Source organism: Bradyrhizobium sp. U87765 SZCCT0048, assembly GCF_018131225.1.
Classification (GTDB): domain Bacteria; phylum Pseudomonadota; class Alphaproteobacteria; order Rhizobiales; family Xanthobacteraceae; genus Bradyrhizobium_A.
On the sequence record NZ_JAFCMM010000001.1, the window covers coordinates 2,409,520 to 2,432,669 of the forward strand.

At 66.8% G+C, this 23,150-nt stretch carries 20 protein-coding genes; 10 read left to right on the top strand and 10 right to left on the bottom strand.

What is annotated here, in order from left to right; translation table 11 throughout:
• Positions 1-16: 16 nt before the first annotated feature.
• The 3 genes from JQ639_RS10645 to JQ639_RS10655 form a co-directional block, all read right to left on the bottom strand.
• The gene (locus tag JQ639_RS10645) at positions 17-2,524 is read right to left on the bottom strand and encodes a branched-chain amino acid ABC transporter ATP-binding protein/permease (protein ID WP_211966075.1); all 2,508 of its coding nucleotides are present in this window, start codon (positions 2,522-2,524) and stop codon (positions 17-19) included.
• 2 nt (positions 2,525-2,526) lie between these two features.
• Entirely contained in the window at positions 2,527-3,399 is an 873-nt protein-coding gene (locus JQ639_RS10650; RefSeq protein WP_371745048.1) for a branched-chain amino acid ABC transporter permease, read from the bottom strand.
• 180 nt (positions 3,400-3,579) lie between these two features.
• Positions 3,580-4,767, bottom strand: a complete 1,188-nt coding sequence (locus tag JQ639_RS10655; protein ID WP_211966076.1) for an ABC transporter substrate-binding protein — start codon at positions 4,765-4,767, stop codon at positions 3,580-3,582.
• Between the two features lie 226 nt (positions 4,768-4,993).
• Between JQ639_RS10655 and JQ639_RS10660 the strand changes: the two genes are divergently transcribed.
• Positions 4,994-5,410 carry a nuclear transport factor 2-like protein gene (locus JQ639_RS10660; RefSeq protein WP_211966563.1) on the top strand — a complete coding sequence of 139 codons (417 nt, stop codon included), beginning with the start codon at positions 4,994-4,996 and terminating at the stop codon, positions 5,408-5,410.
• Between the two features lie 13 nt (positions 5,411-5,423).
• Here JQ639_RS10660 and JQ639_RS10665 read toward each other — a convergent pair whose 3' ends face one another.
• Both JQ639_RS10665 and clpS read right to left on the bottom strand, forming a co-directional pair.
• Positions 5,424-6,170: a GntR family transcriptional regulator gene (locus tag JQ639_RS10665; RefSeq protein WP_371745066.1), complete on the bottom strand. Its 747-nt coding sequence runs from the start codon at positions 6,168-6,170 to the stop codon at positions 5,424-5,426.
• A gap of 58 nt (positions 6,171-6,228) precedes the next feature.
• Positions 6,229-6,534: an ATP-dependent Clp protease adapter ClpS gene (clpS, locus tag JQ639_RS10670; protein WP_211966078.1), complete on the bottom strand. Its 306-nt coding sequence runs from the start codon at positions 6,532-6,534 to the stop codon at positions 6,229-6,231.
• A 253-nt stretch (positions 6,535-6,787) separates the two neighbouring features.
• On the opposite strand from clpS, the gene JQ639_RS10675 reads away from it, so the two are divergent.
• The 8 genes from JQ639_RS10675 to JQ639_RS10710 all read left to right on the top strand — a co-directional run bounded on the left by JQ639_RS10675 (position 6,788) and on the right by JQ639_RS10710 (position 15,758).
• Positions 6,788-8,416, top strand: a complete 1,629-nt coding sequence (locus JQ639_RS10675) for an ABC transporter substrate-binding protein (RefSeq protein ID WP_249123049.1) — start codon at positions 6,788-6,790, stop codon at positions 8,414-8,416.
• Positions 8,417-8,608: 192 nt separating this feature from the next.
• Positions 8,609-9,562, top strand: a complete 954-nt coding sequence (locus JQ639_RS10680) for an ABC transporter permease (protein ID WP_211966080.1) — start codon at positions 8,609-8,611, stop codon at positions 9,560-9,562.
• Positions 9,563-9,570: 8 nt separating this feature from the next.
• A complete protein-coding gene (locus JQ639_RS10685) occupies positions 9,571-10,458 on the top strand; it encodes an ABC transporter permease (RefSeq protein ID WP_211966081.1) in 888 nt (295 codons plus the stop codon).
• A 3-nt stretch (positions 10,459-10,461) separates the two neighbouring features.
• Complete coding sequence (locus JQ639_RS10690; protein ID WP_211966082.1) at positions 10,462-11,532, top strand: ABC transporter ATP-binding protein; 1,071 nt, start codon at positions 10,462-10,464, stop codon at positions 11,530-11,532.
• Between the two features lie 22 nt (positions 11,533-11,554).
• Positions 11,555-11,764, top strand: coding sequence for a hypothetical protein (locus tag JQ639_RS10695; protein WP_211966083.1), 210 nt, complete (start codon positions 11,555-11,557; stop codon positions 11,762-11,764).
• Positions 11,761-13,173: an amidase gene (locus JQ639_RS10700; RefSeq protein WP_211966084.1), complete on the top strand. Its 1,413-nt coding sequence runs from the start codon at positions 11,761-11,763 to the stop codon at positions 13,171-13,173. Before JQ639_RS10695 ends, JQ639_RS10700 begins: the two co-directional genes overlap by 4 nt.
• Complete coding sequence (locus JQ639_RS10705) at positions 13,170-14,150, top strand: ABC transporter ATP-binding protein (RefSeq protein WP_211966085.1); 981 nt, start codon at positions 13,170-13,172, stop codon at positions 14,148-14,150. The genes JQ639_RS10700 and JQ639_RS10705 overlap by 4 nt, the downstream gene beginning before the upstream one ends.
• 201 nt (positions 14,151-14,351) lie before the next feature.
• The gene (locus JQ639_RS10710; protein WP_211966086.1) at positions 14,352-15,758 is read left to right on the top strand and encodes an aldehyde dehydrogenase family protein; all 1,407 of its coding nucleotides are present in this window, start codon (positions 14,352-14,354) and stop codon (positions 15,756-15,758) included.
• Positions 15,759-15,862: 104 nt separating this feature from the next.
• Here the strand turns inward: JQ639_RS10710 and JQ639_RS10715 are convergent, their stop codons facing one another.
• The 3 genes from JQ639_RS10715 to JQ639_RS10725 form a co-directional block, all read right to left on the bottom strand.
• Entirely contained in the window at positions 15,863-17,158 is a 1,296-nt protein-coding gene (locus tag JQ639_RS10715; RefSeq protein ID WP_211966087.1) for an amidase, read from the bottom strand.
• Positions 17,159-17,172: 14 nt separating this feature from the next.
• Entirely contained in the window at positions 17,173-17,853 is a 681-nt protein-coding gene (locus tag JQ639_RS10720; RefSeq protein ID WP_211966088.1) for a DUF2848 domain-containing protein, read from the bottom strand.
• Between the two features lie 78 nt (positions 17,854-17,931).
• On the bottom strand, positions 17,932-19,254 hold the full coding sequence (locus JQ639_RS10725) for an MFS transporter (RefSeq protein WP_211966089.1): 1,323 nt from the start codon (positions 19,252-19,254) through the stop codon (positions 17,932-17,934).
• 242 nt (positions 19,255-19,496) lie between these two features.
• On the opposite strand from JQ639_RS10725, the gene JQ639_RS10730 reads away from it, so the two are divergent.
• A complete protein-coding gene (locus JQ639_RS10730; protein ID WP_349644609.1) occupies positions 19,497-20,165 on the top strand; it encodes a GntR family transcriptional regulator in 669 nt (222 codons plus the stop codon).
• A gap of 25 nt (positions 20,166-20,190) precedes the next feature.
• Here the strand turns inward: JQ639_RS10730 and JQ639_RS10735 are convergent, their stop codons facing one another.
• Positions 20,191-20,484 (bottom strand): antibiotic biosynthesis monooxygenase, encoded by a 294-nt coding sequence (locus JQ639_RS10735; protein ID WP_211966091.1) that lies wholly within the window; start codon positions 20,482-20,484, stop codon positions 20,191-20,193.
• Positions 20,485-20,658: 174 nt separating this feature from the next.
• Positions 20,659-22,902 (bottom strand): spermidine synthase, encoded by a 2,244-nt coding sequence (locus tag JQ639_RS10740; protein WP_249123123.1) that lies wholly within the window; start codon positions 22,900-22,902, stop codon positions 20,659-20,661.
• Positions 22,903-23,150: the final 248 nt, after the last annotated feature.

Consider the following 23,150-nt stretch of genomic DNA (forward strand, 5'->3'; position numbering starts at 1 on the left):
AAGTCCTCGTCGTCAGCTATTCGGCGGCTTCGCTGTGCCCGAGATAGGCCGCCTCGAGGGCAGGATCGCCAGCCAGTTCCTGTGCTGTTCCCGTACGGACGACGCGCCCCGCCTCTAGCACATAGCCGCGGTCCGCGACCGTCAGCGCCAGCGCCGCCATCTGGTCGACCAGCAGGATGGTCACGCCCTCGTCGCGCAGCTCGGCTAGAATGTCGAACAGCTCATTGACCATCGCCGGAGACAAGCCCAGCGACGGCTCGTCGAGCAGGAGCACGCGCGGCTTCGCCATCAGCGCCCGCGCGATCGCCAGCATCTGCTGCTCGCCGCCGGACAACAGGCCGGCGCGGCTGTCGATGCGTTCGCGCAGGCGCGGAAAGCGCTTCAGCACCGCCTCGGCCTCGGCACGCCGGTCGATCCGTCCGCGGGTATAGGCGCCGAGCAGGATATTGTCGTAGACGCTGAGTTCGGCGAATACCTGCCGTCCCTCGGGCACCAGCGCGAGACCGGCATAGGCGATGCTGTGCGCCTCGCGCGCACCGATGCTGGCGTCGTCGAGCAGGACGTTGCCGTCCACGGGCCGCAGCAACCCGCTGATCGCTCGCATTGCCGTGGACTTGCCGGCGCCGTTGGCGCCGAGCAGCGCGACCATCTCGCCTTCGCAGATATCGATGTCGATGCTATCCAGCACCGGCGCCGCGCCGTAGCCAGCAGACAGACCGACGCAGGCGAGCACCGCGTCGCGCGACCCTGTCCACTCCCGCAGGCGCGGGCGGGCTCGTAACCCGGCGTCGCCAAGATAGGCCGCGAGCACCCGCGGCTCGTGCCGAACCTCGTCGGGTGTGCCGGCCGCAATGACCATGCCGGCATCGAGCACGACGACATGGTCGGAGATGCCCATCACCATGGCCATGTCATGCTCGACCAGGATCACAGCGATGCCGAGATCAGCGATCCGCCGCAGCAGCGCGCTCAGCTCCGTCTTGTCGGCCCGCATCAGTCCGGCTGCGGGCTCGTCGAGCAGCAGAACGCGCGGCCGTGTCGCCAGCGCCCGCGCAATCTCGACCAGCCGCCGGTCGACATGTGGGAGGTCACCGGCAGGGACGTCGCACACACCACGATAGCCGACGAACGCCAGCAGCGTCTCGGCGACGTCGCGCTCCGCCGCGCCCGAAAACCCGGAGAACGGATGGCCGAGCCGGCCGCCGCGCAGTGCGATCAGCACGTTCTCAATCACGGTCATGCTCTCGAACAGCTGGGTCGTCTGATACGTGCGGGTGATGCCGGCGCGCGCCACGCGCCAGGCCGACGCCCTCGCGAGCTCCGCCGCGCCCAGCGCGACACTGCCGGTCTCGGGCCGGTAGAAACCGCTGACGATGTTGAGCACGGTGGTCTTGCCGGCGCCGTTCGGACCGATGATGCTGGTGACCGCCCGCGGCGGCGCCGTGAATGTCACCCCGGACGCGGCGCGAATGCCGCCGAACGACAGCCCGACGTCGCGGACCACAAGCCCCGGCGCCTCGCGTGACGCGCGCAGGAACGCGCCGAGATCAACCCCACGATCGCCGGTGGTCGGCCGCCCGGACCGCGCGACGAAGCGCATGCCAAGGCGCGCCAGCGATCCCATCACCCCTTCCGGCGCGAGCCACAGCACCGCCAGCAGCAACGCTCCGAACATCAACAGGCGGTACTCGGCGAGGCCCGACAGCAATTCGGGCAGCATGACCGTGATGATCGCGCCGACCAGCGGGCCGAACACCCAGCCGGCGCCGCCGACCATCACCGCGAGCAGGAACAGGATCGACTGCGAGAACGGGAACGAGTCCGGCGCGATGAACATCATCAGCGGTGCGAACAGCCCGCCGGCAAGGCCGGTGAATGCCGCCGACAGCGCGAACGCCATGGTCTTGACCACGACCGGATTGAGCCCGAGCGAACGCGCCGCGACCTCGCTGTCGCGCACCGCCACCATCGCCTTGCCCCAGCTGCCGCCGGCGATGCGCGCGAAGATCGCGAGCGCCGCTCCGGCGAGCACGACCGACAGCAACGCCATCTCGCGCTCGCCGAGCACCACCCCGCCGAGCGACGGCGGCGGCAGTCCCATCAGGCCGTTCTGACCGCCGGTCAGATCCTTCCACTCGATGATGGCGTGCTGGACGATGAAGGCGAAGGCGATGGTGACCATCGCCAGATACGGCCCCTTGACCCGCAGCGCGGGCAGCGCCAGCAGGCCGCCGAGCGCACCAGCGAGCAGCGTCGCCGCGGCCAGCGCCAGCCAGAAATTGACGCCGTGCAGAGTGAGGATCGCCACCGCGTAGGCGCCGATGGCATAGAAGCCGACATGGCCCAGCGAGATCTGGCCACCGAGCCCGAGCAGGATGTTGAGGCCGACACCGACGATGGTGGTCAGCGCCACCAGCGACAGCACGAGATGGGCATAGCCAGACGTTGCGAAGGCAATGGCACAGCCGGCGATCGTCACGGCGACGATGGCGGCAGGCATCAGCAGGGAGGATGGACCACGCATCGTCACACCTTGTTCACGGCGGCGCGGCCGAGCAGGCCGTGCGGCATCGCCACCAGGGCGAGGATGACCACGCTGAACGCGACGATCTGGGTGTAGCTCGACCCCAGCGACGCGGTGACCAGCGCCTCGATCAGGCCGTACAGCAGGCCGGCGAGCATGACGCCCCAGGCCGACGTGATGCCGCCGAGAATGGCGACCGCGAACGCCTTGATGCCGAACAGCGTGCCCATCTCCGAATTGACGTTGTACAGCGGCGCGATCAACAGACCCGCGAGGCCGGCCAGCACGGTCGACAGCGCGAACGACGCCGCCACGGTGCGGCGGACGTGGATCCCCATCAGCCGTGCCGCATCGCGGTTCTGCACCACCGCGAGCAATGCCTTGCCGCGATAGGTGTGACGCAGCGTAAGATGCAGCGCCAGCGCAATGCCGAGTCCCACCACCGGAATGACCATCTGCAGTGGATAGACCCCGGCGCCGAACAGCGTCACCGGCTTGACCGCGAGCGGCGAGGGAAAGCTGCGCGGCTCCTTGCCGAAGGTGAACAGCATCAGGTTGTCGAGCACGATGCCGCCGGCGACGGTGGCCATCAGCCACGCCTCCGAGCGGCGGCTGACGAACGGCCGCACCAGGAAACGCTCGACCACGAGGCCGAACAGCGCGCAGGCGGCGAGCGTCGCCGCGACCGCCAGCGGCATCGGCCAACCCATGCGCAGCGCGAACAGATAGCCGAGCACGGCGCCGAGCGTCATCGACGAGCCCTGGGCGAAATTGACCGTTCCCGACAGCACATAGGTCACGTGGAAGCCGAGCGCGATCAGCCCGTACATGCTGCCGAGCCCGAGCCCGGATATGATGGAGGAAGTGATCAGCATGCGTACTGTCCCTTTTGGTTCGTCAGGCATCTCACCCCTGCCGCATCATTGCCGGGCTTGACGCGGCAATCCATCCCGGTAGCCATGCCTTCAGCTTTCGAGATGGGCCGCCGTGTCAAGCACGGTGATGACGCTCCTTGCAGGGCTTCGCCCGCATCGACTTTCAAGCGCGATGGTCACTCAATTGGTCAGCGGCAGAATCTCGTCACCCTTGAAGTGGGTGAAGATGTAGTCGTCCGCCGACAGCGCATCCTGATTCTGCGGCGAGAACGGCCGGGCGTAGGTCTTGATCAGGCCGGCATAACTGTCGATGCCATAGAAGCCGTCCCGGACCTTCGGCCCCTCGGTCGATCCGGCCTTGGCGATGGCCAGCGCGGTGAGGTGCGCCGCGTCATAGGCGTTGGCGATGCCGACAGCGGGGGTGACGTCGGCATAGGACTTGATCTCCGGATACTTCGCCTTCAACGCCGCGAACACCGCCTGCGCTTTCGGGCTGGAATTGCCGGAGAAACTGAAGGTCTGGATGAAATGCACCTTCTCGGCGCTGGCGCCGGCAAGCTCGGTGAAACGGCCGCCGGACGGACCCCAGTGCGACACCACCGGCACGTCCCAACCCATCCGATCGAGTGATTTCACGACCTGCGCCGAGGGGGCGACGTTCGCGACGAGGAACAGCGCGTCGGCGCCTGCCTCCTTGAGCCGCGTGAGCTGCGGCACGACATCGACATCCGCGGTCTCGAATTTCTCGACACCCGCACTCGGGATTTTCCTGTCGTCGAGCGCGGTCTTGAGCCCCTTCTCGTTGGACTCGCCCCACGAATTGTTGATCAGGATCATGCCCGGCTTCTTGGCGCCGTACTTCTTCTCGGCATAGTTGACCAGCGCGACGTCGACCAGCGCATCGACAGCCGACACGCGAAACACATAGTTCTCAGCGGCGCCGTTGCGGGTGATCGGGGTGCCCGCTGCCCACACGCCGACAAAGGGAATTCTCGCCTGGTTGGCGAACGGCACGATCGCCATCGACACCGGCGTATCCAGCCCGCCGAAGATCGCCGCGACCTGTTCGCGCTGCGCAAGCTCGCGCGCCGCGACGACACCTTTGGCCGGGTTGCTCTCGTCGTCGCGCACCACCAGCACGACCTTCTTGCCGAGCAGGCCGCCCTTGGCGTTGATCTCGTCGATGGCGACCGACAGGCCGCGCACGATGGCCTCGCCGGACTTGGCCGACTGTCCGGACATCGCCGCCACCAGGCCAAACTTGACGACGTCGTCGGCGAAAGCCGGCGACAGCGCAGCGAGCGACAGGACGGCTCCCGCGGCCGCCAGCAGATGCCTTCGGGAAATTTTGCGAATGCGAAGTGCCATGGTCTTACCCTCCGAGGAGAACCAGGACTTTCAAAAAGCAAACGTCGTGCCAGATTGTATGCACTGATTGGACTGCAGGAATCGCGACAAAGGCCGGCCTAAACCCGATCGGTTGCGCAGCGAGCGAGCAGCTACGCCCATTATTTTTGCAGGATCGTATACGATTTTTTGCTACATTGAATACGAAAACTTTGCCCGCGAGCGCGAAGGAGCCCGCCCCATGACCATGCCGCAGCCGACCGTGACGGACCAGAGCACCCACGCGGCAGCGATCGTCGAGCGCTTCCTCGAAGCCTCGATGATTCCCGACCCCGCAACCGCCGCGCGCTACATCTCGCCCGAACTCGTGATCACCTTCACCGGCGGCCGTCGCTACGCCCACCCCAGCGAGACCGCAGCATTCAACGCCCGGCGCTACAAGTGGGTAAAGAAGAACATGCAGCGTACCGACGTCGTCCCCGGGGACGGCGAAACCATCGTCTACAATCTGGGCACGCTGTACGGCGAATGGCCGGACGGCACGCCATTCGAAGGCAACCGCTATGTCGACCGCTTCGTGGTGCGCGGCGGCCTGATCATCCAAATGGATGTCTGGAACGACAGCGCCGAACGCCTGCTGCTGCGCCACGGTATAGAGGCTTGAGGCGGTACGCCGCCTACTTCGCCGTACGGGCCTTGCGCGCGGGCGCAAGATCTGCGGAGTAGGTCGCAAGCACATCGCGCAAGTCACGCTCGTCATCCGGGCTGGCGGTGATCAACGCGCGGCTCGCGACCGCATCGAGATGCACATCCATCAACCTTGCGGCGCCCGCGGCATCACCGGCGACCAGCGCAGCGATGATGGCGCGATGCTCGCTGACAGCGCACTCGGACGAATGCGGCCGGCTGTAGAGCGCGAGGATCAGGCCGCAGCGCGAGGCGACCTCGCTGAGATAGCGCGCAAGCGTCGTGTTGCCGGTCATCTCCGCCAGCAGGATGTGAAACTCGGTGGCGAGCCGGATCGACAGCGGTTCGTTGTTGCCGCGGGCTTTCTCCTCGGCATCGACATGAGCCTGCAGTGCCTTGACCTGTTCGCCGCGCAAGCCGCGGCTGGTCAGCCGGGCGACGACGAGCCGCTCCAGTCCAACGCGCACGTCGAAGATATCGCGGGCCTCGTCCCAACTTGGCTTGGCGACCGCGGCACCGCGGTTGCGGCGCAACTCCACCAGCCCCTCCGCCGCAAGCCGCGCCAGCGCCGCGCGCACAATGGTGCGGCTGGCGCCGAACCGCTCGCCGATGGTGTCCTCCGGCAGCTTGGTGCCCGGCTTCAACGCCTGCTCCAAGATGGCGTGCCACAGCGCCCGGTAGATCAGGGTGCTGCGGTCGGCAGTGCGGGCGGCGGGTTTTCTCGGCATGGGCGGCATCACGGCGGCTTTCGCAACCATTGCGTCAGCAGGGATCGGAAAGCAAGCGCAGTGCCAATCAGGTTTCCGGCTCGGTGGTGAACAGCAGCGGATAGCCCCTGGCGCGGCCGGCGTCGGTTGCCCGCGTCGCCTTGGTCTCGGCAATGTCCTTGGCGAACACGGCGACCACGCACGAGCCGCGCCGATGCGCGGTGATCATCACCGCATGCGCCTGGTCCTCGGTCATGCGGAATTCCGCCTTGAGCACCATCACGACGAATTCACGAGGCGTGTAGTCGTCATTGACCAGGATGACCTTGTACAGCCGCGGGCGTTCGGTCGTCACGCGGGTTCGCGTCCGCGGCGTGGTGGCAGTATCACTCATCGGATTGGAAGCTCCCGAGCCCCGCGGCATCTGCGGGCCCACGCCGTTGCCATCCCACACTGCGGGTGAGCCATGATGCAACGCGATGGTTGCACTGCGGCGTTTTTGAGACCTTGGCGAGGACGATGGAACTCGGCATTCTTCAAAACATCAGCCAGCCACTGGCACAGGCGTTGCATACCGTTTGACCACATTCTGCAGGGGAATTGGGATGACGTTCAGAGACTTCAAGAGGTCCGCTCGCAAGGGCGCCATGGTTGCGTTGTTGGCGCTGTCTGCCGCAAGCTTGGGCAATCGTGATGCAAACGCAGAGACCGTGCTGCGGATCGCAATGACCGCCGCCGATATCCCGCGCACGCTGGGACAGCCGGACCAGGGCTTCGAGGGCAACCGCTTCACCGGGCTCACCATGTACGATGCCCTCACCATGTGGGACCTGTCGTCCGCGACCAAGCCAAGCATCGTCATCCCCGGCCTCGCCACCGAGTGGAGCGTCGATCCCAACGACAACAAGAAGTGGATCTTCAAGCTGCGGCCCGGCGTCACGTTTCACGATGGCTCGCCCTTCAACGCTGATGCCGTGGTGTGGAACGTCGACAAGGTGCTGAAGACCGATGCGCCGCAATACGACGCCAGCCAGGTCGGGGTCACCGCCTCGCGCATGCCGACGCTCTTCTCGGCGCGCAAGATCGACGACCTGACGGTCGAACTCACCACCAAGGAGCCCGATAGCTTCCTGCCGATCAACCTCACCAACCTGTTCATGGCGAGCCCCGCCAAGTGGCAAAAGCTCTATGATGCCGCGTCCGGCGCCGACGCCAAGGCGAAAGCCGCCGCAGCATGGGACGCGTTCTCGCGCGATGCCTCCGGCACGGGGCCGTGGAAGATGGCGCGCTTCGTGCCGCGCGAGCGGCTCGAGGTGGTCAAGAACGATGCCTACTGGGACAAGGCGCGGGTCCCGCATGTCGACCGCATGGTGCTGCTCCCGATCCCCGAAGCCAATGCCCGCACCGCGGCGCTGCTGTCGGGCCAGGTCGACTGGATCGAAGCCCCCGCGCCTGACGCGCTTGCGCAGATCAAGCAGCGCGGCTTCGTGATTCAGGCCAACGAGCAGCCGCATGTGTGGCCGTGGCAGTTCTCGCGGGTCGAGGGCTCGCCGTGGAACGACATCCGTGTGCGCAAGGCGGCCAATCTGTGCATCGATCGCGACGGCATGAAAGACGGTCTGCTCAGCGGCCTGATGGTTCCCGCGACCGGCACCGTCGAACCCGGCCATCCCTGGCGCGGCTCGCCAACCTTCCAGATCAAATACGATCTGCCGGCGGCGCAGGCGCTGATGAAGGAGGCCGGCTACGGCCCGAACAAGAAGCTGACGGTCAAGATCCAGACCTCCGCATCAGGCTCGGGCCAGATGCTGCCGCTGCCGATGAACGAGTACCTGCAGCAGGCCCTGGCGGAATGCTACTTCGACGTCCAGCTCGACGTCATCGAGTGGAACACGCTGTTCACCAACTGGCGGCGCGGCGCCAAGGATCCGTCCGCCAATGGCTCCAATGCCATCAACGTGACATTCGCGGCGATGGATCCGTTCTTCGCCATGGTGCGCTTCCTGCAGTCCGGCATGGCGCCGCCGGTGTCCAACAACTGGGGCTTCGTCAACAATCCCCGGTTCGACGAGCTGGTGAAGAAGGCGCGGCAGACGTTCGATCCCGCCGCGCGCGACCAGGCGCTGGCCGAGCTGCACGCCGCCTCCGTCGACGACGCCGACTTCCTTTACGTCGCCCATGACGTCGGCCCGCGCGCGCTCAGCCCGAAGATCAAGAACTTCGTCCAGCCCAAGAGCTGGTTCGTCGACTTCTCGCCGGTCACCATGGAGCCGTGACGGCACCGGCGCGTCTCCTGCAACTACTCCTCGTGACGAGACACGCAACTCTGCCGCCGCTCGTCACGAGGCCCCTGCTCCCGATCGGGGCCGCGCCGCGCGGGCGCGGCTTGCCGGGAAACATGTTCGCTACGGACGGACGGCGGATCGCACCGTGCGCCGATCCGTCGATGTCAGATTGGTGGTGACCGAGTGCTGGCCTATATCGCCCGACGCATCGTCTATGTGATCCCGATCGTCATCAGCGTCGCGCTGGTCTGCTTCCTGCTGGTTCACCTCGCGCCCGGCGATCCACTGGTCGCCGTACTGCCGGCGGACGCCTCCCAGGAACTGGCAGCGCAGCTGCGCGCGGCCTATGGCTTCGACCGGCCGCTGCCGGTGCAGTTCGGGCTGTGGATCTGGAAGGCACTGCACGGCGACCTCGGCACCTCGATCGCCACCGGACGGCCGGTGCTCGGCGAGGTCACCCGCGCGGTCGGCAACACCGTGATGCTGGCGATCGCCGCCGCGCTGATCGGCTTCGTCCTCGGCCTGACGCTCGGCCTCATCGCCGGCTACTTCCGCAACACCTGGATCGACAAGCTGGCGACGTCCGTCGCGGTCGCCGGCGTGTCGGTGCCGCACTACTGGCTCGGCATCGTGCTGGTGATCGTCTTCTCGGTCCAGTTGAACTGGCTGCCCGCGGTCGGCGCGGGCCCAGGCGGCTCCGATACCTGGAGCTGGGACTGGACCCACCTGCGCTACCTCGTGCTGCCCGCCGTGACCATGGCGGCCATTCCCATGGGCATCATCACCCGCACCGTGCGCGCACTGACCGGCGATATCCTGTCACAGGATTTCGTCGAGGCGCTGCGCGCCAAGGGCCTGCGCGAGACGGCTGTGTTCCGCCATGTGCTGCGCAATGCCGCACCCACCGCGATGGCGGTGATGGGCCTGCAGCTCGGCTACATGCTCGGCGGCTCGATCCTGATCGAAACGGTATTCTCCTGGCCCGGCACGGGACTTTTGCTGAACTCCGCGATCTTCCAGCGTGACCTGCCGCTGCTGCAGGGGACGATCCTGGTGCTGGCGCTGTTCTTCGTCTTCCTCAACCTGCTGGTCGACGTGGCGCAAGCCCTGATCGATCCACGTATCAGCCGCCGCTGAGGCCCATCATGACCAGCCTCAGCGATACCGCCACGCAAGTCGTCCCGAGCAGGGCGCCGACCGGCTACTGGTCGACCGTCGGCCGCCGGCTGCGGCGCGATCCACTCAGCATGATCTGCCTCGCCATCCTGCTGGCGATCGTGCTGTCGGCGGTGTTCGCGCCATGGCTCGGTCTCGCCGATCCCTACCAGGGCTCGATGATCCGGCGGTTGCGGCCGATCGGCACGCCGCACTATCCGCTCGGCACCGACGAACTGGGACGCGACATGCTGGCGCGCCTGATCTATGGCGGCCGCCTGTCGCTGCTGATCGGCATCCTGCCCGTCGGGCTCGCCTTCATCGCCGGAACCGCCCTCGGACTGATCGCCGGCTATGCCGGCGGCCGCGTCAACACGATGATCATGCGCACGGTCGACGTGTTCTACGCGTTCCCATCCGTGCTGCTGGCGATCGCGATCTCCGGCGCGCTGGGCGCGGGCATCGTCAACTCCATCGTGTCGCTGACCATCATCTTCATTCCGCAGATCACCCGCGTCGCCGAGAGCGTCACCACCGGCGTGCGCAACCTCGACTTCGTCGACGCCGCGCGTGCCTCGGGCGCCGGACCGCTGACCATCATGCGCGTGCACATGCTCGGCAACGTGCTCGGCCCGATCTTCGTGTACGCCACCGGCCTGATCTCGGTGTCGATGATCCTCGCCTCCGGCCTGTCGTTCCTCGGCCTCGGCACGCGGCCGCCGGAACCCGAATGGGGCTTGATGCTCAATACCCTGCGCACCGCGATCTACGCCAACCCGATGGTCGCGGCGCTGCCCGGCGCCATGATCTTCGCGGTGTCGATCTGCTTCAACATGCTGAGCGACGGCCTGCGCGCCGCCATGGACATCCGGAGCTGACGTATGTCACGTGCGAGCGTCGAGACCTCTCCCTTCGCGCCAATCGAGGACCGCGGCGGCGCCGCGCAGCCGCTGCTGACGGTGCAGGGCCTGACCAAGCACTTTCCGGTGCGCGGCGGGCTGTTCAGCCAACAGCGCACCGTACGCGCCGTCGACGACGTGTCGTTCACCGTCGGTAAGGGTGAGACGGTCGGCATTGTCGGCGAGTCCGGCTGCGGCAAGTCGACCACCGCGCGCCTGCTGATGCATCTGATGCCGCGCGACCGCGGCGACATCCTCTACGATGGCCGCACCATCGGTCGCGACCTGCCGCTGGCCGACCTCAGGCGCGGCATGCAGATGGTGTTCCAGGACAGCTACGCCTCCCTCAATCCACGCCTCACCCTGACGGACTCGATCGCCTTCGGCCCGCGCGTTCATGGCATGGGCTCGGGCAAGGCACGGGCCCTCGCGCACGACCTGCTCGATAAGGTCGGCCTGCAGCCGGACACCTTCGCCGGACGTTACCCCCACGAGATCTCGGGCGGCCAACGGCAGCGCGTCAACATCGCGCGCGCGCTCGCCCTGTCGCCGCGCCTCGTCATTCTCGACGAGGCGGTGTCGGCGCTCGACAAGTCGGTAGAGGCGCAGGTGCTCAACCTGCTCACCGACCTCAAGCGCGAATTCGGACTGACCTATATCTTCATCAGCCACGACCTCAACGTCGTACGCTACATCTCCGACCGCGTGCTGGTGATGTATCTCGGCGAGGTCGTCGAGATCGGCCCCGTCGACAGCCTGTGGCAGGCGCCCGCGCATCCCTATACCCGCGCCCTTCTGGCCGCGATGCCGAGCACCGATCCGGACCGGCGCACCATGACGCCGCCGATCACCGGCGACCCGCCGAACCCGATCGATCCACCGCAGGCGTGCCGCTTCCACCCGCGCTGTCCGTTCGCCGAGACTGTGTGCGGCACGATCACGCCGCGCCTCGCGCCAGTCGATGGTGAGGGCCATGAGGTGGCGTGCCACATGGCCGTGCCAGGCTCTGGCCACAGCCGCGCCGCGGAGGGCAGCCAGGCAGCGGCCCCATAACCACAAGAACAAGGAGATTGCCATGTCTGCGCCCGATCAAGCTGCTCCGTCCCCGGAGGATATCGCCGTGATGGCGGAGGTTGCCGGCCTTCCGGTCGCGCCCGAGGTCGCCGCCCGCATCGCCGCCTCGATCGGGCCCGCGTTCAACGGCTTTGCCGCCATCGCCGGCACGCTGCCGCTCGACCTCGAGCCCGCGTCCTTCACCGCAGTACAGACCGCCGCTGCCCGATGAGCAACGATCCCGCCCTGCTGTCGCTGACGGAGATCGCCGGCGCGATCGCCGCCAGGACCCTCTCATCGCGTGAAGCGACGCAGGCATGCCTGACACGCATCGCCCGGCTGCAACCGACACTCAACGCCTTCATGGCGACCGAGCCGGAGGGCGCGCTGGCTGCCGCCGACGCTGCCGACGCCGAGCTCGCGGCGGGGCGTTCGCGCGGTGCCCTGCATGGCGTGCCGCTCGCCCACAAGGACATGTACTATGAGGCCGGCAAGGTCTCGACCTGCGGCTCGGCGATTCGCCGTGACTGGGTGGCGACCACGACCTCGACCGCACTGCAGCGCCTCAAGGACGCAGGCTCCATCCGGCTCGGCACGCTGCAGATGTCGGAGTTCGCCTATGGTCCGACCGGTCACAACGCGCACTACGGACCGGCCCGCAACCCGTGGAATCCGGCGCATGTCACCGGGGGGTCATCATCCGGCTCCGGCGCCGCTGTCGCCGCACGGCTGACCTTCGCGGCTCTGGGCTCCGACACCGGCGGCTCGATCCGCCTGCCGGCGCATTACTGCGGCGTCACCGGTCTCAAGACCACCGTCGGCCTCATCAGCCGCGCGGGCGCGATGCCGCTGTCGCAGTCGCTCGACACCGTCGGTCCGCTGGCACGCACCGCCGAGGACTGCGCGCTGCTCACCGGCCTGATGGCCGGCGCCGACCCCGCCGACCCGACGTTGCGCAATGCGCCGGTGCCCGACTATCTCGCCGCAACGCGTCAACCCATGGCGGGCCTGACCATCGGCGTGCCGGCCGCGTTCTATGTCGACGACCTCGATGCCGACGTCGGCCGCGTGCTGGAGGAGACCCTCGCGACGCTGCGCCGCGAGGGCGCAACCATTGTCCAGGTGTCGCTGCCCTCGCAACCCCAACTGACCGCGGCGTGCCAGCTTGTCCTCGCGGTCGAGGCCGCCGCCTTCCACAAGGCGTGGATGATCGAACGGCCACAGGACTATGGCCCACAGGTGCTGATGCGGCTGCAGAACGCCCTTGCCGTTCCAGCCTTGAGCTATCTCGAGGCGCTGCGCTGGCGTGGCCCCGCGCTCGCCGCACATCTTGCGGCCATCGCCGGCACCGACGCGCTGCTGGTGCCGGTGTCGCCGATCCCCGCCCCGACCATTGCCGAGAGCGATGTCGGCAACCAGCACGGCGCCGAGGCGGTGATCCAGAACCTGACCCGCTTCACGCGGCCGATCAATTATCTTGGCCTGCCGTCGCTGGCGATCCCCGCAGGATTCAGCGCCGCCGGACTGCCGATCGGCCTGCAGGTGATCGGACGGCCGTTCGACGAGGCGACGATCCTGCGCATCGGCGCCGCGTTCCAGCGCGCGACCGACTTTCATGCCCGGAGGCCTGCGCTCCCATGACCAGCCTTGTCGAAGTCGACAATCTCACCGTGCGCTTTTCCGGCGCGCGCACGGTGCACGCGGTCAACGGCGTCAGCCTGTCACTAGCCGAAGGCGAGGTGCTCGGCCTGCTCGGAGAATCCGGTTCGGGCAAGAGCGTGACCTTGCGCGCACTGATGCGGTTGCTGCCAGAGCGGCGCACGGCGATCGGTGGCCGCATCCGCATCTCCGGACAGGACGTACTCGCCCTCGACGACGAGGCGCTATCGGCTTTCCGCGGCCGAACCGTGTCGATGATCTTCCAGGAGCCCGGGCTTGCCCTCGATCCGGTCTACACCATCGGCGACCAGATCGCCGAGACCGTCATGCGCCATGAAGGCGCGAGCCGCGCCGACGCCATGGCCCGCGCATTGCAGATGCTCGACGTCGTGCGCATTCCCTCGGCCCAGCGGCGGCTGAAGTCCTATCCTCACGAAATGTCCGGCGGCATGCGCCAGCGCGCGATGATCGCGCTCGCCCTCGCCTGCAAACCGAAGGTGCTGCTCGCCGACGAGCCGACCACCGCTCTCGACGCCACGGTCCAGATCCAGATCCTGCTGCTGCTGCGCGAGTTGCAACGCGAGTTCGGAATGTCTGTGATCTTCGTCACCCACGACATCGGGGTCGCGACCGAGATTTCCGATCGCATCGCCGTGATGTATGCCGGCCAGATCGTCGAGACGGCGCCACTCGCCGGGATCGTCCGGACACCCGTCCATCCCTACCCGCGCGGGCTGCTGACTGCGACCGTGCACGGCGCGGTTCGTGGCGCACGGCTCGAGACCATTCCGGGCACGCCGCCATCGCTCGATCAGGCGCCGGTCAATTGCGCATTCGCGCCGCGCTGCCGTCAGGCCCAGCCGCGCTGCCTCGACGCACTGCCGCCCGCGATCGAGGTGGCGCCCGGCCATCTTGCCCGCTGCGTGCTCGCCGAAGCTGCGGTAACGCCCGCGGTCTAGAAACAACGCGAGCCGCAATGGGCCACCTGCCACGCGGTCACGAAAATGTCAGTTGCGTGCGTTGCACAGAGTGCACTCGACATTGCCTCCCAGCGCCATCCGCCGAATGGCTGACTTCGCGACCTTGACAGCCCCTCCCGCATTGCGGCGAATGAGCGACCGACGTCCCTCATTCCCAAGAGATTTCCCAGGAGGAAACCGATGGAGCGTTACGCTCTCGTCATCGACGGCAAAACCGTTCAGGCCGCGGATCATTTCGAGGTGCTGAACCCCTCCACCGGCGCGGTCGCCGGCCTTGCGCCCAAGGCGTCGCGCGAGCAGCTCGACGATGCGATCGAAGCCGCCGCGAAGGCACAGAAGGCCTGGGCGAAGCGCCCGGACGCCGAGCGCAAGCAGCTCTGTCACGCCGTCGCCGACAAGATCAAGGACAATGCCGAGGAGCTCGCGCGGCTCCTGACCATCGAGCAGGGCAAGCCGCTGAACGGCCTCGGCTCACGCTTCGAACTCGGTGGCGCACAAGCCTGGGCGCACTACACCGCTGACCTCGACATTCCGGTGAAGGTGCTGCAGGACAACAACGAGGGGCGCATCGAGCTGCACCGCAAGCCGGTCGGTGTGGTCGGCTCGATCACGCCGTGGAACTGGCCGCTGATGATCGCGATCTGGCACATCATCCCCGCGATCCGTGCCGGCAATACCGTCGTCAACAAGCCGTCGCCGTTCACGCCGCTGTCGACGCTGCGCATGATCGAGCTGATGCAGGAGGTGCTGCCGCCGGGTGTCGTCAGCTGCGTCGCCGGCGAGGACTTCCTCGGCGCCCACATGTCCGGCCACCAAGGCATCGGCAAGATCACCTTCACCGGCTCGTCCGCGACCGGCCAGAAGGTGATGTCGTCGGCGTCCAATACCCTCAAGCGCCTCACCCTCGAGCTCGGCGGCAACGACGCCGGCATCGTGCTGCCCGATGTCGATCCGCAGCAGATCGCCGAGGGGCTGTTCTGGGGCGCTTTCATCAACAACGGCCAGACCTGCGCCGCGCTCAAGCGGCTCTATGTCCACGACAATGTCTATGACGAAATCTGCAACAGCCTTGCGACCTATGCGAAGAACATTCCCGTGGGCGATGGCCTCGACGAGAAGAGCGTGCTCGGCCCGATCCAGAACCGTATGCAGCGCGACAAGGTCGCTCGCCTCGTCGAGGCGGCAAAGACGGCCGGCGGCCGTGTGCTGCTGGGCGGCACCGCGGACAAGGACGACAGCCTGTTCTTCCCGCTGACGCTGATCTCCGACCTCGACAATGGCAACCCGCTGGTCGACGAGGAGCAGTTCGGCCCGGCGCTGCCGATCATCCGCTACAGCGATATCGACGACGTGATCGCCCGCGCCAATGACAATCCGAACGGCCTCGGCGGTTCGGTATGGTCGAAAGACACCGCCAGGGCCAAGGAGATCGCGCTGCAGCTCGAATGCGGCTCGGCGTGGATCAACAAGCATGGCGCGATCCAGCCCAACGCCCCGTTCGGTGGCGTCAAGGGCTCGGGCGTCGGCGTCGAGTTCGGCGAAGAGGGCCTGTTCGAAAACACCGACATCCAGGTGATCCACTCTTAAGCCGCACTCCGACCACGCAAAAAGCCCGGGACCGCATCGCGATCCCGGGCTCTTTTTTTGATCACCGACCCTTCATCGAGCAGCCGCAACGGCCGGCACTGGCGTCAGTGCAGTTCCAGCTGATCCTGGACGCCCTTGGCAACCGACAGCAGACGCGCATCAGTCATGCGGCGGCCGATCAGCATCAGGCCGACCGGCAGGCTCGACGTCTTCACCGGCAGCGACGTACCGGTCAGCTCGAACAGATTGCCGAGCATCGGATTGCGCAGGGTCTGCAGGTTGATGCGGCCGAACAGGTCATCATCGGCTTCGAGCGCTGCGATCTCCGGCGCCACGGTCGGCACCGTCGGCAGCAGCAGCACGTCGAGCGGGGTCAGCCGCGCGTCCATGGCCGCGATCAGCTCGCTGCGGCGGCGCATGGTGTTGATGAACGTCGCCGCTGGCACTGCACGGCCACCGAGAATGCGGCTGAGCACGCGCCGGTCGTATTCGGCTCCGCGGGTATCGAGCCACGGCGCATGGACCGCGGCGGCCTCCACCGCGGCGATCGCCGCCGGCGCGGTCGCCTGGCGCATGGCCAGGATCAGATCGTCGACCTGCCAATCGACCACCTTGGCGCCGAGCTGCGACAGCCGCGTCAGTTGCGCCTCGAACGCCGCACCAACCACCGAATCGACATTCTCGAACATCAGCCCGCGCGGCACGCCGACCCGCAGGCCCGCCAGCGGAAACGCGGTGACGGGCTGTGGCGCGTATCCTGCCATGATGGCGTCGGTGTCGGCGCACTGCTGCACCGTCTTTGCCAGCGGCCCGATCGTGTCGAGCGTATAGGACAGCGGGAATGCCCCCTCCGTCGAGACCCGGCCCGCAGTCGGCTTGAAGCCGGTGACGCCATTGAACGCCGCCGGAATGCGCACCGAACCGCCGGTGTCGGAGCCGATCGAGATCTCGCTGGTGCCTTCCGACACCGAGACGCCCGCGCCGGACGACGAACCGCCGGGCACGCGCGTCGGGTCGACCGCATTGCCCGGCGTGCCGTAGTGCGGATTGAGGCCGAGGCCTGAGAACGCGAACTCCGACATATTGGTCTTGCCGATGATCAGCGCACCGGCACGGCGCAGCCGGGCGATGACTGGCGCGTCCGTGGCGGCCGGCTCGGCCGTCCGCAGCAGAGCGGAGCCCGCCGTGGTGGGCTCGCCGGCAACGTCGAACAGATCCTTGATCGAGACGATGGCGCCATCGAGCGGCCCCAGCGAGGAGCCGGTCCGACGGCGCGCATCGGCCGCATCAGCCTCGGCGCGAACGCGCTCGTGATACACCACCGTGAAGACGTGCGAGGTCTTCGCGGTGGCGTCGATCTGCGCCAGCGCCTTCTCAACCTTGTCGCGAATGGCGGACATTCCAGTTCTCCAGTTTACGAAACGACGGGAAGCTCGACGATGTCATAGGCATGGCGGATCGAGCGGCCCAGCACCGGGTCGGTCAATTCCATCTCGAACCGGCTCGACGGCCGCACGCCGCCGATAGCACCGAGGGTGCCGCCGAACATCACCGTGCCGACGGCAAGCTGACCGCCCTGGGCATAGCGCGGCATCAGGTCGGACGGCGGCCGCAGCGTGGCCAGCTTGCCATCCTGGTAGAGCACGCGCTGGCCATCGATGGTCGCATAGGCACGCAGCTGCAGCTCGTCCCAATGGCCGACGACCTCGTCGAGACGCCACAGGTCCTTGCCGACCGGCTTGGCGCACAGCTGCTTGGACAGCGCGACGCCCTGCGCTTCCGCCTTGCGGTCGGTGTGGTCGGAGCCGATGGTCAGCCACAGGCCATCGGTCATGGCGACAATGACCGGCTCGATCTCGCCGCTGCTGTCGGGGCCGAGAAACTCGACACGCTCGCTTTGGGTCAGCAGGCTGGCGCCGCCACGATAGAACAGCGGCACGCTCGACGGCGGCGGCACGCCGATCGCGGCGAGCTCGTCGATGTGATGCCGCACCGCCGCCTCGTCGCGCGCGGCCCAGCCGGCGATCACGAGGTGGTCGGGCGCGAAGGCCGTCGTTTGCGATCCGGACCGGGTGTGGCGGTTGAATTCAAGCATGGTGTCCTCTGCAGTCGATCATGGAGGGGGTGGAGTCAAGGCGGGCGGAACGCAGGACTGCGTCCCGTCCGGACGTGATCAGCGCTTGACGGCCTGCCAGCGGCAGAACGTAAAGACGAGGAAGGCGGCGATGAGCTCGATCGCGCCGACGACATAGAGACCCGAGGTGGCGCTGCCGGTCACGTCGGCGGAAATGCCGATGACATATGGCGCGACGAAGCCGGCGAGATTGCCGATCGCATTGATGAGGGCGATCGCACCGGCCGCGGCCGTGCCCGCGAGCAACGCCTGCGGGATGGTCCAGAACACCGGGAACGCGGCCAGGATACCGATCGCGGCGACGGTCAGCGCGACCAGCGCGGCGGTTCCGCCACTGCCGATCGATGCGCCGGTTGCCGCCAGCCCCACCGCGGCGACCAATGCCGCGATCGCACAATGCAGCCGCCGTTCTCCCGTTCGATCGGAGTGCGCGCCGTTCCATACCATCGCGATCGTGCCGGCGATGAACGGGATCGCCGCCAGCAGGCCGATATGCAGCGCATTGGTGACGCCCGTCTCCTTGATGATCGACGGCGTCCAGAACGCGATCGTGGCGTTGCCGCTGACGATGCCGAAATAGATCAGGGCGCACAGCCAGACGCGCCAGTCGGCGAGCGCGGCCTTGAAGCTGGATTCGGTCACCACCGCCGCCGCGTCCGCCGCAAGATCGCGCTCGATCGCCTGTGCCTCCTGCGAACTGAGCCAGCTCGCCTCGCGCGGGCGGTCCGGCAGCCACAGGATGACCGCGATACCAGCAAGCACAGACGGAATGCCCTCCAGGATGAACAGCCACTGCCAGCTCGACAGGTTGGCGACGCCGCCCATGCTGCTCATGATCAGGCCGGCGATCGGACCGCCGACAATGCCGGCGATGGCGAACGAGGTCATGAACAGGCCGTTGATACGGGCACGCCGCGCCGCCGGAAACCAGTAGGTCAGGTAAAGTACGACGCCGGGAAAGAACCCCGCCTCGAACATGCCGAGCGTGAAGCGCAGCACATAGAACCAGAACTCGGTCTTGACGAAGGCCATCGCCGCGCAGTTCAGCCCCCAGAGGATGGTAATGCGGGCGAGCGTCTTGCGGGCGCCGATCTTCTCCAGCAACAGGTTGCTCGGCACCTCGAACAGGAAATAGCTGAGAAAGAAGATGCCGGCGCCGAAGCCGTAGGCGGCCTCGCTGAGTTTGAGATCGCTGAGCATGGTCAGCTTGGCGAAGCCGACATTGACGCGGTCGATCCACGCCAGGATGAACAGGAAGACCAAGGCCGGGATCAACCGGGCGGCGGCCTTGGCATAGGCCGCGGCGGCCACCGGCGTGGCACCGCCCCCAGCGACGTCAGGATTATCAACAACTTGAGCCATGTCGCGCTCTCCGCTGGGCCACATCGGGCCGCCTCGTCATCCCGGCAGTGATATATCACTACAATATCTGAGATCTTTTTGAAGCGAAAATAAAAGCCATGTATCAAGGTGCGATGCACAAAAGGCCAGCAGCCGAATCGTCCCCGAAAGCCGCCGCCCGCAGTTCCCGCGGAACGGCCGGCAAGACGCCTGCGCCCAAAGCGTCTGCGGCCAAAGCGCCTGCGACCAAGACCAAGCCGCGCGTGCCGTTCAGCGGACGGACCGATCTCTCCGCCGCCGCGCGACGGCCCAACCAGGCCGAGATCGCCTATGAACGCCTCAAGGCCGCGATCGTGACGCTTGTGATCGCGCCCAATACGCCGCTCAACGAGGCGATGATCTGCGACGAACTGCGCCTCGGCCGCACCCCGGTCCATCAGGCATGCCATCGTCTCGCACTCGAAGGCCTCGTGCAGATCGTCCCGCGCAAGGGCATGCTGGTGCCGCCGCTGTCGATGGACGACTTCCTCGACCTCGTCGGCGCCCGGCGCGTCAACGAGCCGGCCTGCGCCGCCCTCGCCGCCGAACGCATGACAGACGACGAGATCAGGGCGCTTGCCGCCATCGTCTCCGACAGCCGCCGCCTGCCACGCGACGATCTCGGCGCGCTGATCGCCCTCGATCAGCGCTTCCACGAAGGCATCGCGGCGGGCGCCCGCAATCGCGTGTTCGCCGGCATCGTCAAAAATCTCAACGATCGCTCAGCGCGATTCTGGGCGCTGTCGCTCAGCAACGAGACGCACCGCGCCGAGACCATCGAGGAGCACGAACGCATCGTCGCGGCGCTCAGGAAGCGCGACACCGATCGCGCGGCGCAGGCGATGCGCGACCATATCGATTCCTTCGCGCGGACGTTCAGTCAGCTCGCCTGACGGCTCCTGCACCACCGTCCGGCGGTCAGGGCAGCGTATGCACGATCACCGGGCCCGCCGTGGCGCTGGCTGGCCCCGCCAGCAGCGGAGCGAGATTCTGCTCGACCCACGCCAGCCCGCGGCGGTTGGATTCCTCGGCGCCGGCATGGTTGTTGAACAGGCTGATCGCCGTCACGGTGTCGTCCGGCGCATAGACCACGTAGTAGCCCATGAAGCCCTCGACATCGCTGACAATGGGAATGGCGCCTTCCTTGATCCGGCGGGCCAGTTCCTCGGCTGTGCCCGCACGCGCCTTAGCTTGACGGATTGCCGCGTACATCGGTTCCTCCCGATCGGCAGGCTGCCCGAAATCGTCATCGCTGCGCACGCCGCCGTCGCGAGATCGGCCAGACATATCAACAAGACGCATCGGCATGCGAGACCGGCAAAGCGCAGCGCAACAGCCTGATCGCCGTATGCCGATCCTATGCCATTGCGCGTCGCGACGCCACGGCTACTCGCCGTCGCGCAGCCGCCGATAGACGGCGCCGAGGACGTTGGAGTAGTCGTCGGTCCAGACGCGCTGATGATCGGCCGGCTCGGTCAGCACCCAGGAACTGCTCGCGGCGAGCGTGCCGACATCGGCTTCCTCGCGCGCGGAAACCACGACATTGGTAGAGAAGATGTAGTCGTTGTCGCGACCGGAATCCTCGCTGAAAACCCAGCTTTTCATGTCGTTTTCGTCGGCAATGCCGACCACGACGCTGGCCAGTTCGAGGTGGCGATTGGAGACATGCATGACCACCGCGCCCTGCGGTGCGAGCTTGTCCTTGTAGATCGCCATCGCTTCCTCGGTGGCGAGATGGATCGGAATCGCATCGGACGAATAGGCATCGACGATGATCAGGTCATAGATCCCGTCGGGCTGCTTCGCGAACGTCAGACGCGCGTCGCCCATCACTGGCTGGAGATCGGGCATGCATGACTTGATGAAGGAGAACTTGGAGGGATCCCGCGCGGTATCGACCATGGTCTGATCGATCTCGAAGAACGTCCAGCTCTCTCCCGGCAGTGCGGCGCATGTCAGGGTTCCGGCGCCGAGACCGATCACGGCGACGCGCAGCGGCGCGCCCTTTCGGGTGCGGAGCGCCTGGATCGCCTGCCCGATGCCGCCATCCTTGTGATAGTACGAGATCGGCTCGGGCCGGCCGGTCACCGGGCTGCCGTCGTCGTTGAGAACTTTCTGCGCGCCATGGATCGTGGTGCCGTGCATCAGCACATGGTACTGGCCATTGGGCGTCTCGACGATCTTGTGCACCCCGAAGAAGCTGCGCACCGTCTCCACGCGTCCGTCATCCGACGGATAGACGCGGATCAGGACCAGCGCGAGCGCCGCCACTGCGGCGAGCTTCCAGCGATCGGCATGCAATGCCGCCGCCATCACCACGCCGATGACCGCCGTCACCGAGGCGAGCGCGATGCGGTTCTCTTCCAGCCAGCTCGCAAGAGGCATTCTGCCATAGGCCGGCGCGATCAGCGCGACCGCCAGCAGCGCGATCATGATCCATAGCCAGGGGGTCCAGCGCGCCCAGCGCTCCTCCTCGACCGGCCGGCAGAGCACTGCCAGCACCAGCAGGATCGGATATTCGGCGATCCAGGAGAACGTGTAGGGGGCGATCAGCCCGGCGAACAGGCCGCCGACCATGCCGCCGAACGACAGCGCCACATAGAAGCCGGTGAGATCGCTGGCTGGCGGACGGGTGCGGGCCAGCTCGCCATGACAGGCCATCGCGATGATGAAGAAGCAGAGCTGGTGGCCGCCGAGTGTCAGCAGGAGGTTCTGCTCGCCGCCGAACGCCAGCAGGACGATGACGCCGGCGATCGCCAGCGGCTGCAGCATCAACATCCAGTGATGCGGCAACCACGGCCGCGACTGGAAGACCAGCACCCAGGTCAGCAGATAGAGCGACAGCGGCAGCACCCACAACAATGGCGCGGCTGCAACGTCCGTCGAGATATGAGCCGTCACCGCAATCAGGAGTCCCGAGGGCACCGCGGCGAGAAAGATCCAGCGCAGCCGCGCCGGCCATCCCGGGGATACCGCTGATACCTTCTCCACCGTCGTCAAAGCGGTCGCCTGCGCCGGCGAGCGCCACAGCAGCACGCCGCAGCCTGCGATCAGGACGATCAGCAGGCCATAGCCGGAGGTCCACAGGAGATTTTGGGTGCGCAGCGTAAACAGCGGCTCCAGCAGCAGCGGATACGACAATAGCGCCAGAAAACTGCCGATGTTGGACGACGCATACAGGAAGTAGGGATCGGCGCCATCCGGATGACCGGTGCGCACGAACCAGGCCTGCAGCATCGGATTGTTGGCCGCGAGCGCAAAGAACGGCAGTCCGATCGATACGATGAACAGCCCAAGCAGCCACAGCGCATAGCCGCTCGACGGCGGCGTCGACCAGCCGGCCGCAATCGACAACGGCAGCATCAACAGCGCAACCACCAGCAGCGCCAGATGCACCACCACCGGCACCATGCGATTGCGCACCTTCATCAGGAGATGGGCGTAGGCATAACCCGCGAGCAGCAGCGACTGGAAGAACACCATCGCCACCGACCACACTGCCGGCGAACCGCCGAGGCGCGGCAACACCATCTTGGCGAACAGCGGCTGCACCGAGAACAACAGCAGCGCACTGACGAAAATCGCGACGGTGTAAACGACCAGGACGAGCGTCCGCCGGCCGGCGGGCATCACCTCAGGCACGGAGCCGTGGTCAGCGGACGTATCGAGCACGGTCATGCAGGCTCCGGAGGGGGATCGAAAGGCGGCGGGATTGGATCACAGGAGATGCGGCCGGGCAACACGCGGCACCGCTGGCCAATCCGGATGTGATCAATGGCCTCATCACGATGACGTTCCCTTTCCAACCCGCCTTCGCAGGGCGCCATGTCATGAAGCTGTGATCCAGATAAAGGGCCTGGCCATCCACGGCTCTTCCG

What these genes read in the sequence shown, in the direction of transcription:
- JQ639_RS10645 (WP_211966075.1), bottom strand. Translation starts at nt 2,524, where the DNA reads ATGCGTGGTCCATCCTCCCTGCTGATGCCTGCCGCCATCGTCGCCGTG.
- JQ639_RS10650 (WP_371745048.1), bottom strand. Translation starts at nt 3,399, where the DNA reads ATGCTGATCACTTCCTCCATCATATCCGGGCTCGGGCTCGGCAGCATG.
- JQ639_RS10655 (WP_211966076.1), bottom strand. Translation starts at nt 4,767, where the DNA reads ATGGCACTTCGCATTCGCAAAATTTCCCGAAGGCATCTGCTGGCGGCC.
- JQ639_RS10660 (WP_211966563.1), top strand. Translation starts at nt 4,994, where the DNA reads ATGCCGCAGCCGACCGTGACGGACCAGAGCACCCACGCGGCAGCGATC.
- JQ639_RS10665 (WP_371745066.1), bottom strand. Translation starts at nt 6,170, where the DNA reads ATGCCGCCCATGCCGAGAAAACCCGCCGCCCGCACTGCCGACCGCAGC.
- clpS (WP_211966078.1), bottom strand. Translation starts at nt 6,534, where the DNA reads ATGAGTGATACTGCCACCACGCCGCGGACGCGAACCCGCGTGACGACC.
- JQ639_RS10675 (WP_249123049.1), top strand. Translation starts at nt 6,788, where the DNA reads ATGGTTGCGTTGTTGGCGCTGTCTGCCGCAAGCTTGGGCAATCGTGAT.
- JQ639_RS10685 (WP_211966081.1), top strand. Translation starts at nt 9,571, where the DNA reads ATGACCAGCCTCAGCGATACCGCCACGCAAGTCGTCCCGAGCAGGGCG.
- JQ639_RS10690 (WP_211966082.1), top strand. Translation starts at nt 10,462, where the DNA reads ATGTCACGTGCGAGCGTCGAGACCTCTCCCTTCGCGCCAATCGAGGAC.
- JQ639_RS10695 (WP_211966083.1), top strand. Translation starts at nt 11,555, where the DNA reads ATGTCTGCGCCCGATCAAGCTGCTCCGTCCCCGGAGGATATCGCCGTG.
- JQ639_RS10700 (WP_211966084.1), top strand. Translation starts at nt 11,761, where the DNA reads ATGAGCAACGATCCCGCCCTGCTGTCGCTGACGGAGATCGCCGGCGCG.
- JQ639_RS10705 (WP_211966085.1), top strand. Translation starts at nt 13,170, where the DNA reads ATGACCAGCCTTGTCGAAGTCGACAATCTCACCGTGCGCTTTTCCGGC.
- JQ639_RS10710 (WP_211966086.1), top strand. Translation starts at nt 14,352, where the DNA reads ATGGAGCGTTACGCTCTCGTCATCGACGGCAAAACCGTTCAGGCCGCG.
- JQ639_RS10715 (WP_211966087.1), bottom strand. Translation starts at nt 17,158, where the DNA reads ATGTCCGCCATTCGCGACAAGGTTGAGAAGGCGCTGGCGCAGATCGAC.
- JQ639_RS10720 (WP_211966088.1), bottom strand. Translation starts at nt 17,853, where the DNA reads ATGCTTGAATTCAACCGCCACACCCGGTCCGGATCGCAAACGACGGCC.
- JQ639_RS10725 (WP_211966089.1), bottom strand. Translation starts at nt 19,254, where the DNA reads ATGGCTCAAGTTGTTGATAATCCTGACGTCGCTGGGGGCGGTGCCACG.
- JQ639_RS10735 (WP_211966091.1), bottom strand. Translation starts at nt 20,484, where the DNA reads ATGTACGCGGCAATCCGTCAAGCTAAGGCGCGTGCGGGCACAGCCGAG.
- JQ639_RS10740 (WP_249123123.1), bottom strand. Translation starts at nt 22,902, where the DNA reads ATGCCCGCCGGCCGGCGGACGCTCGTCCTGGTCGTTTACACCGTCGCG.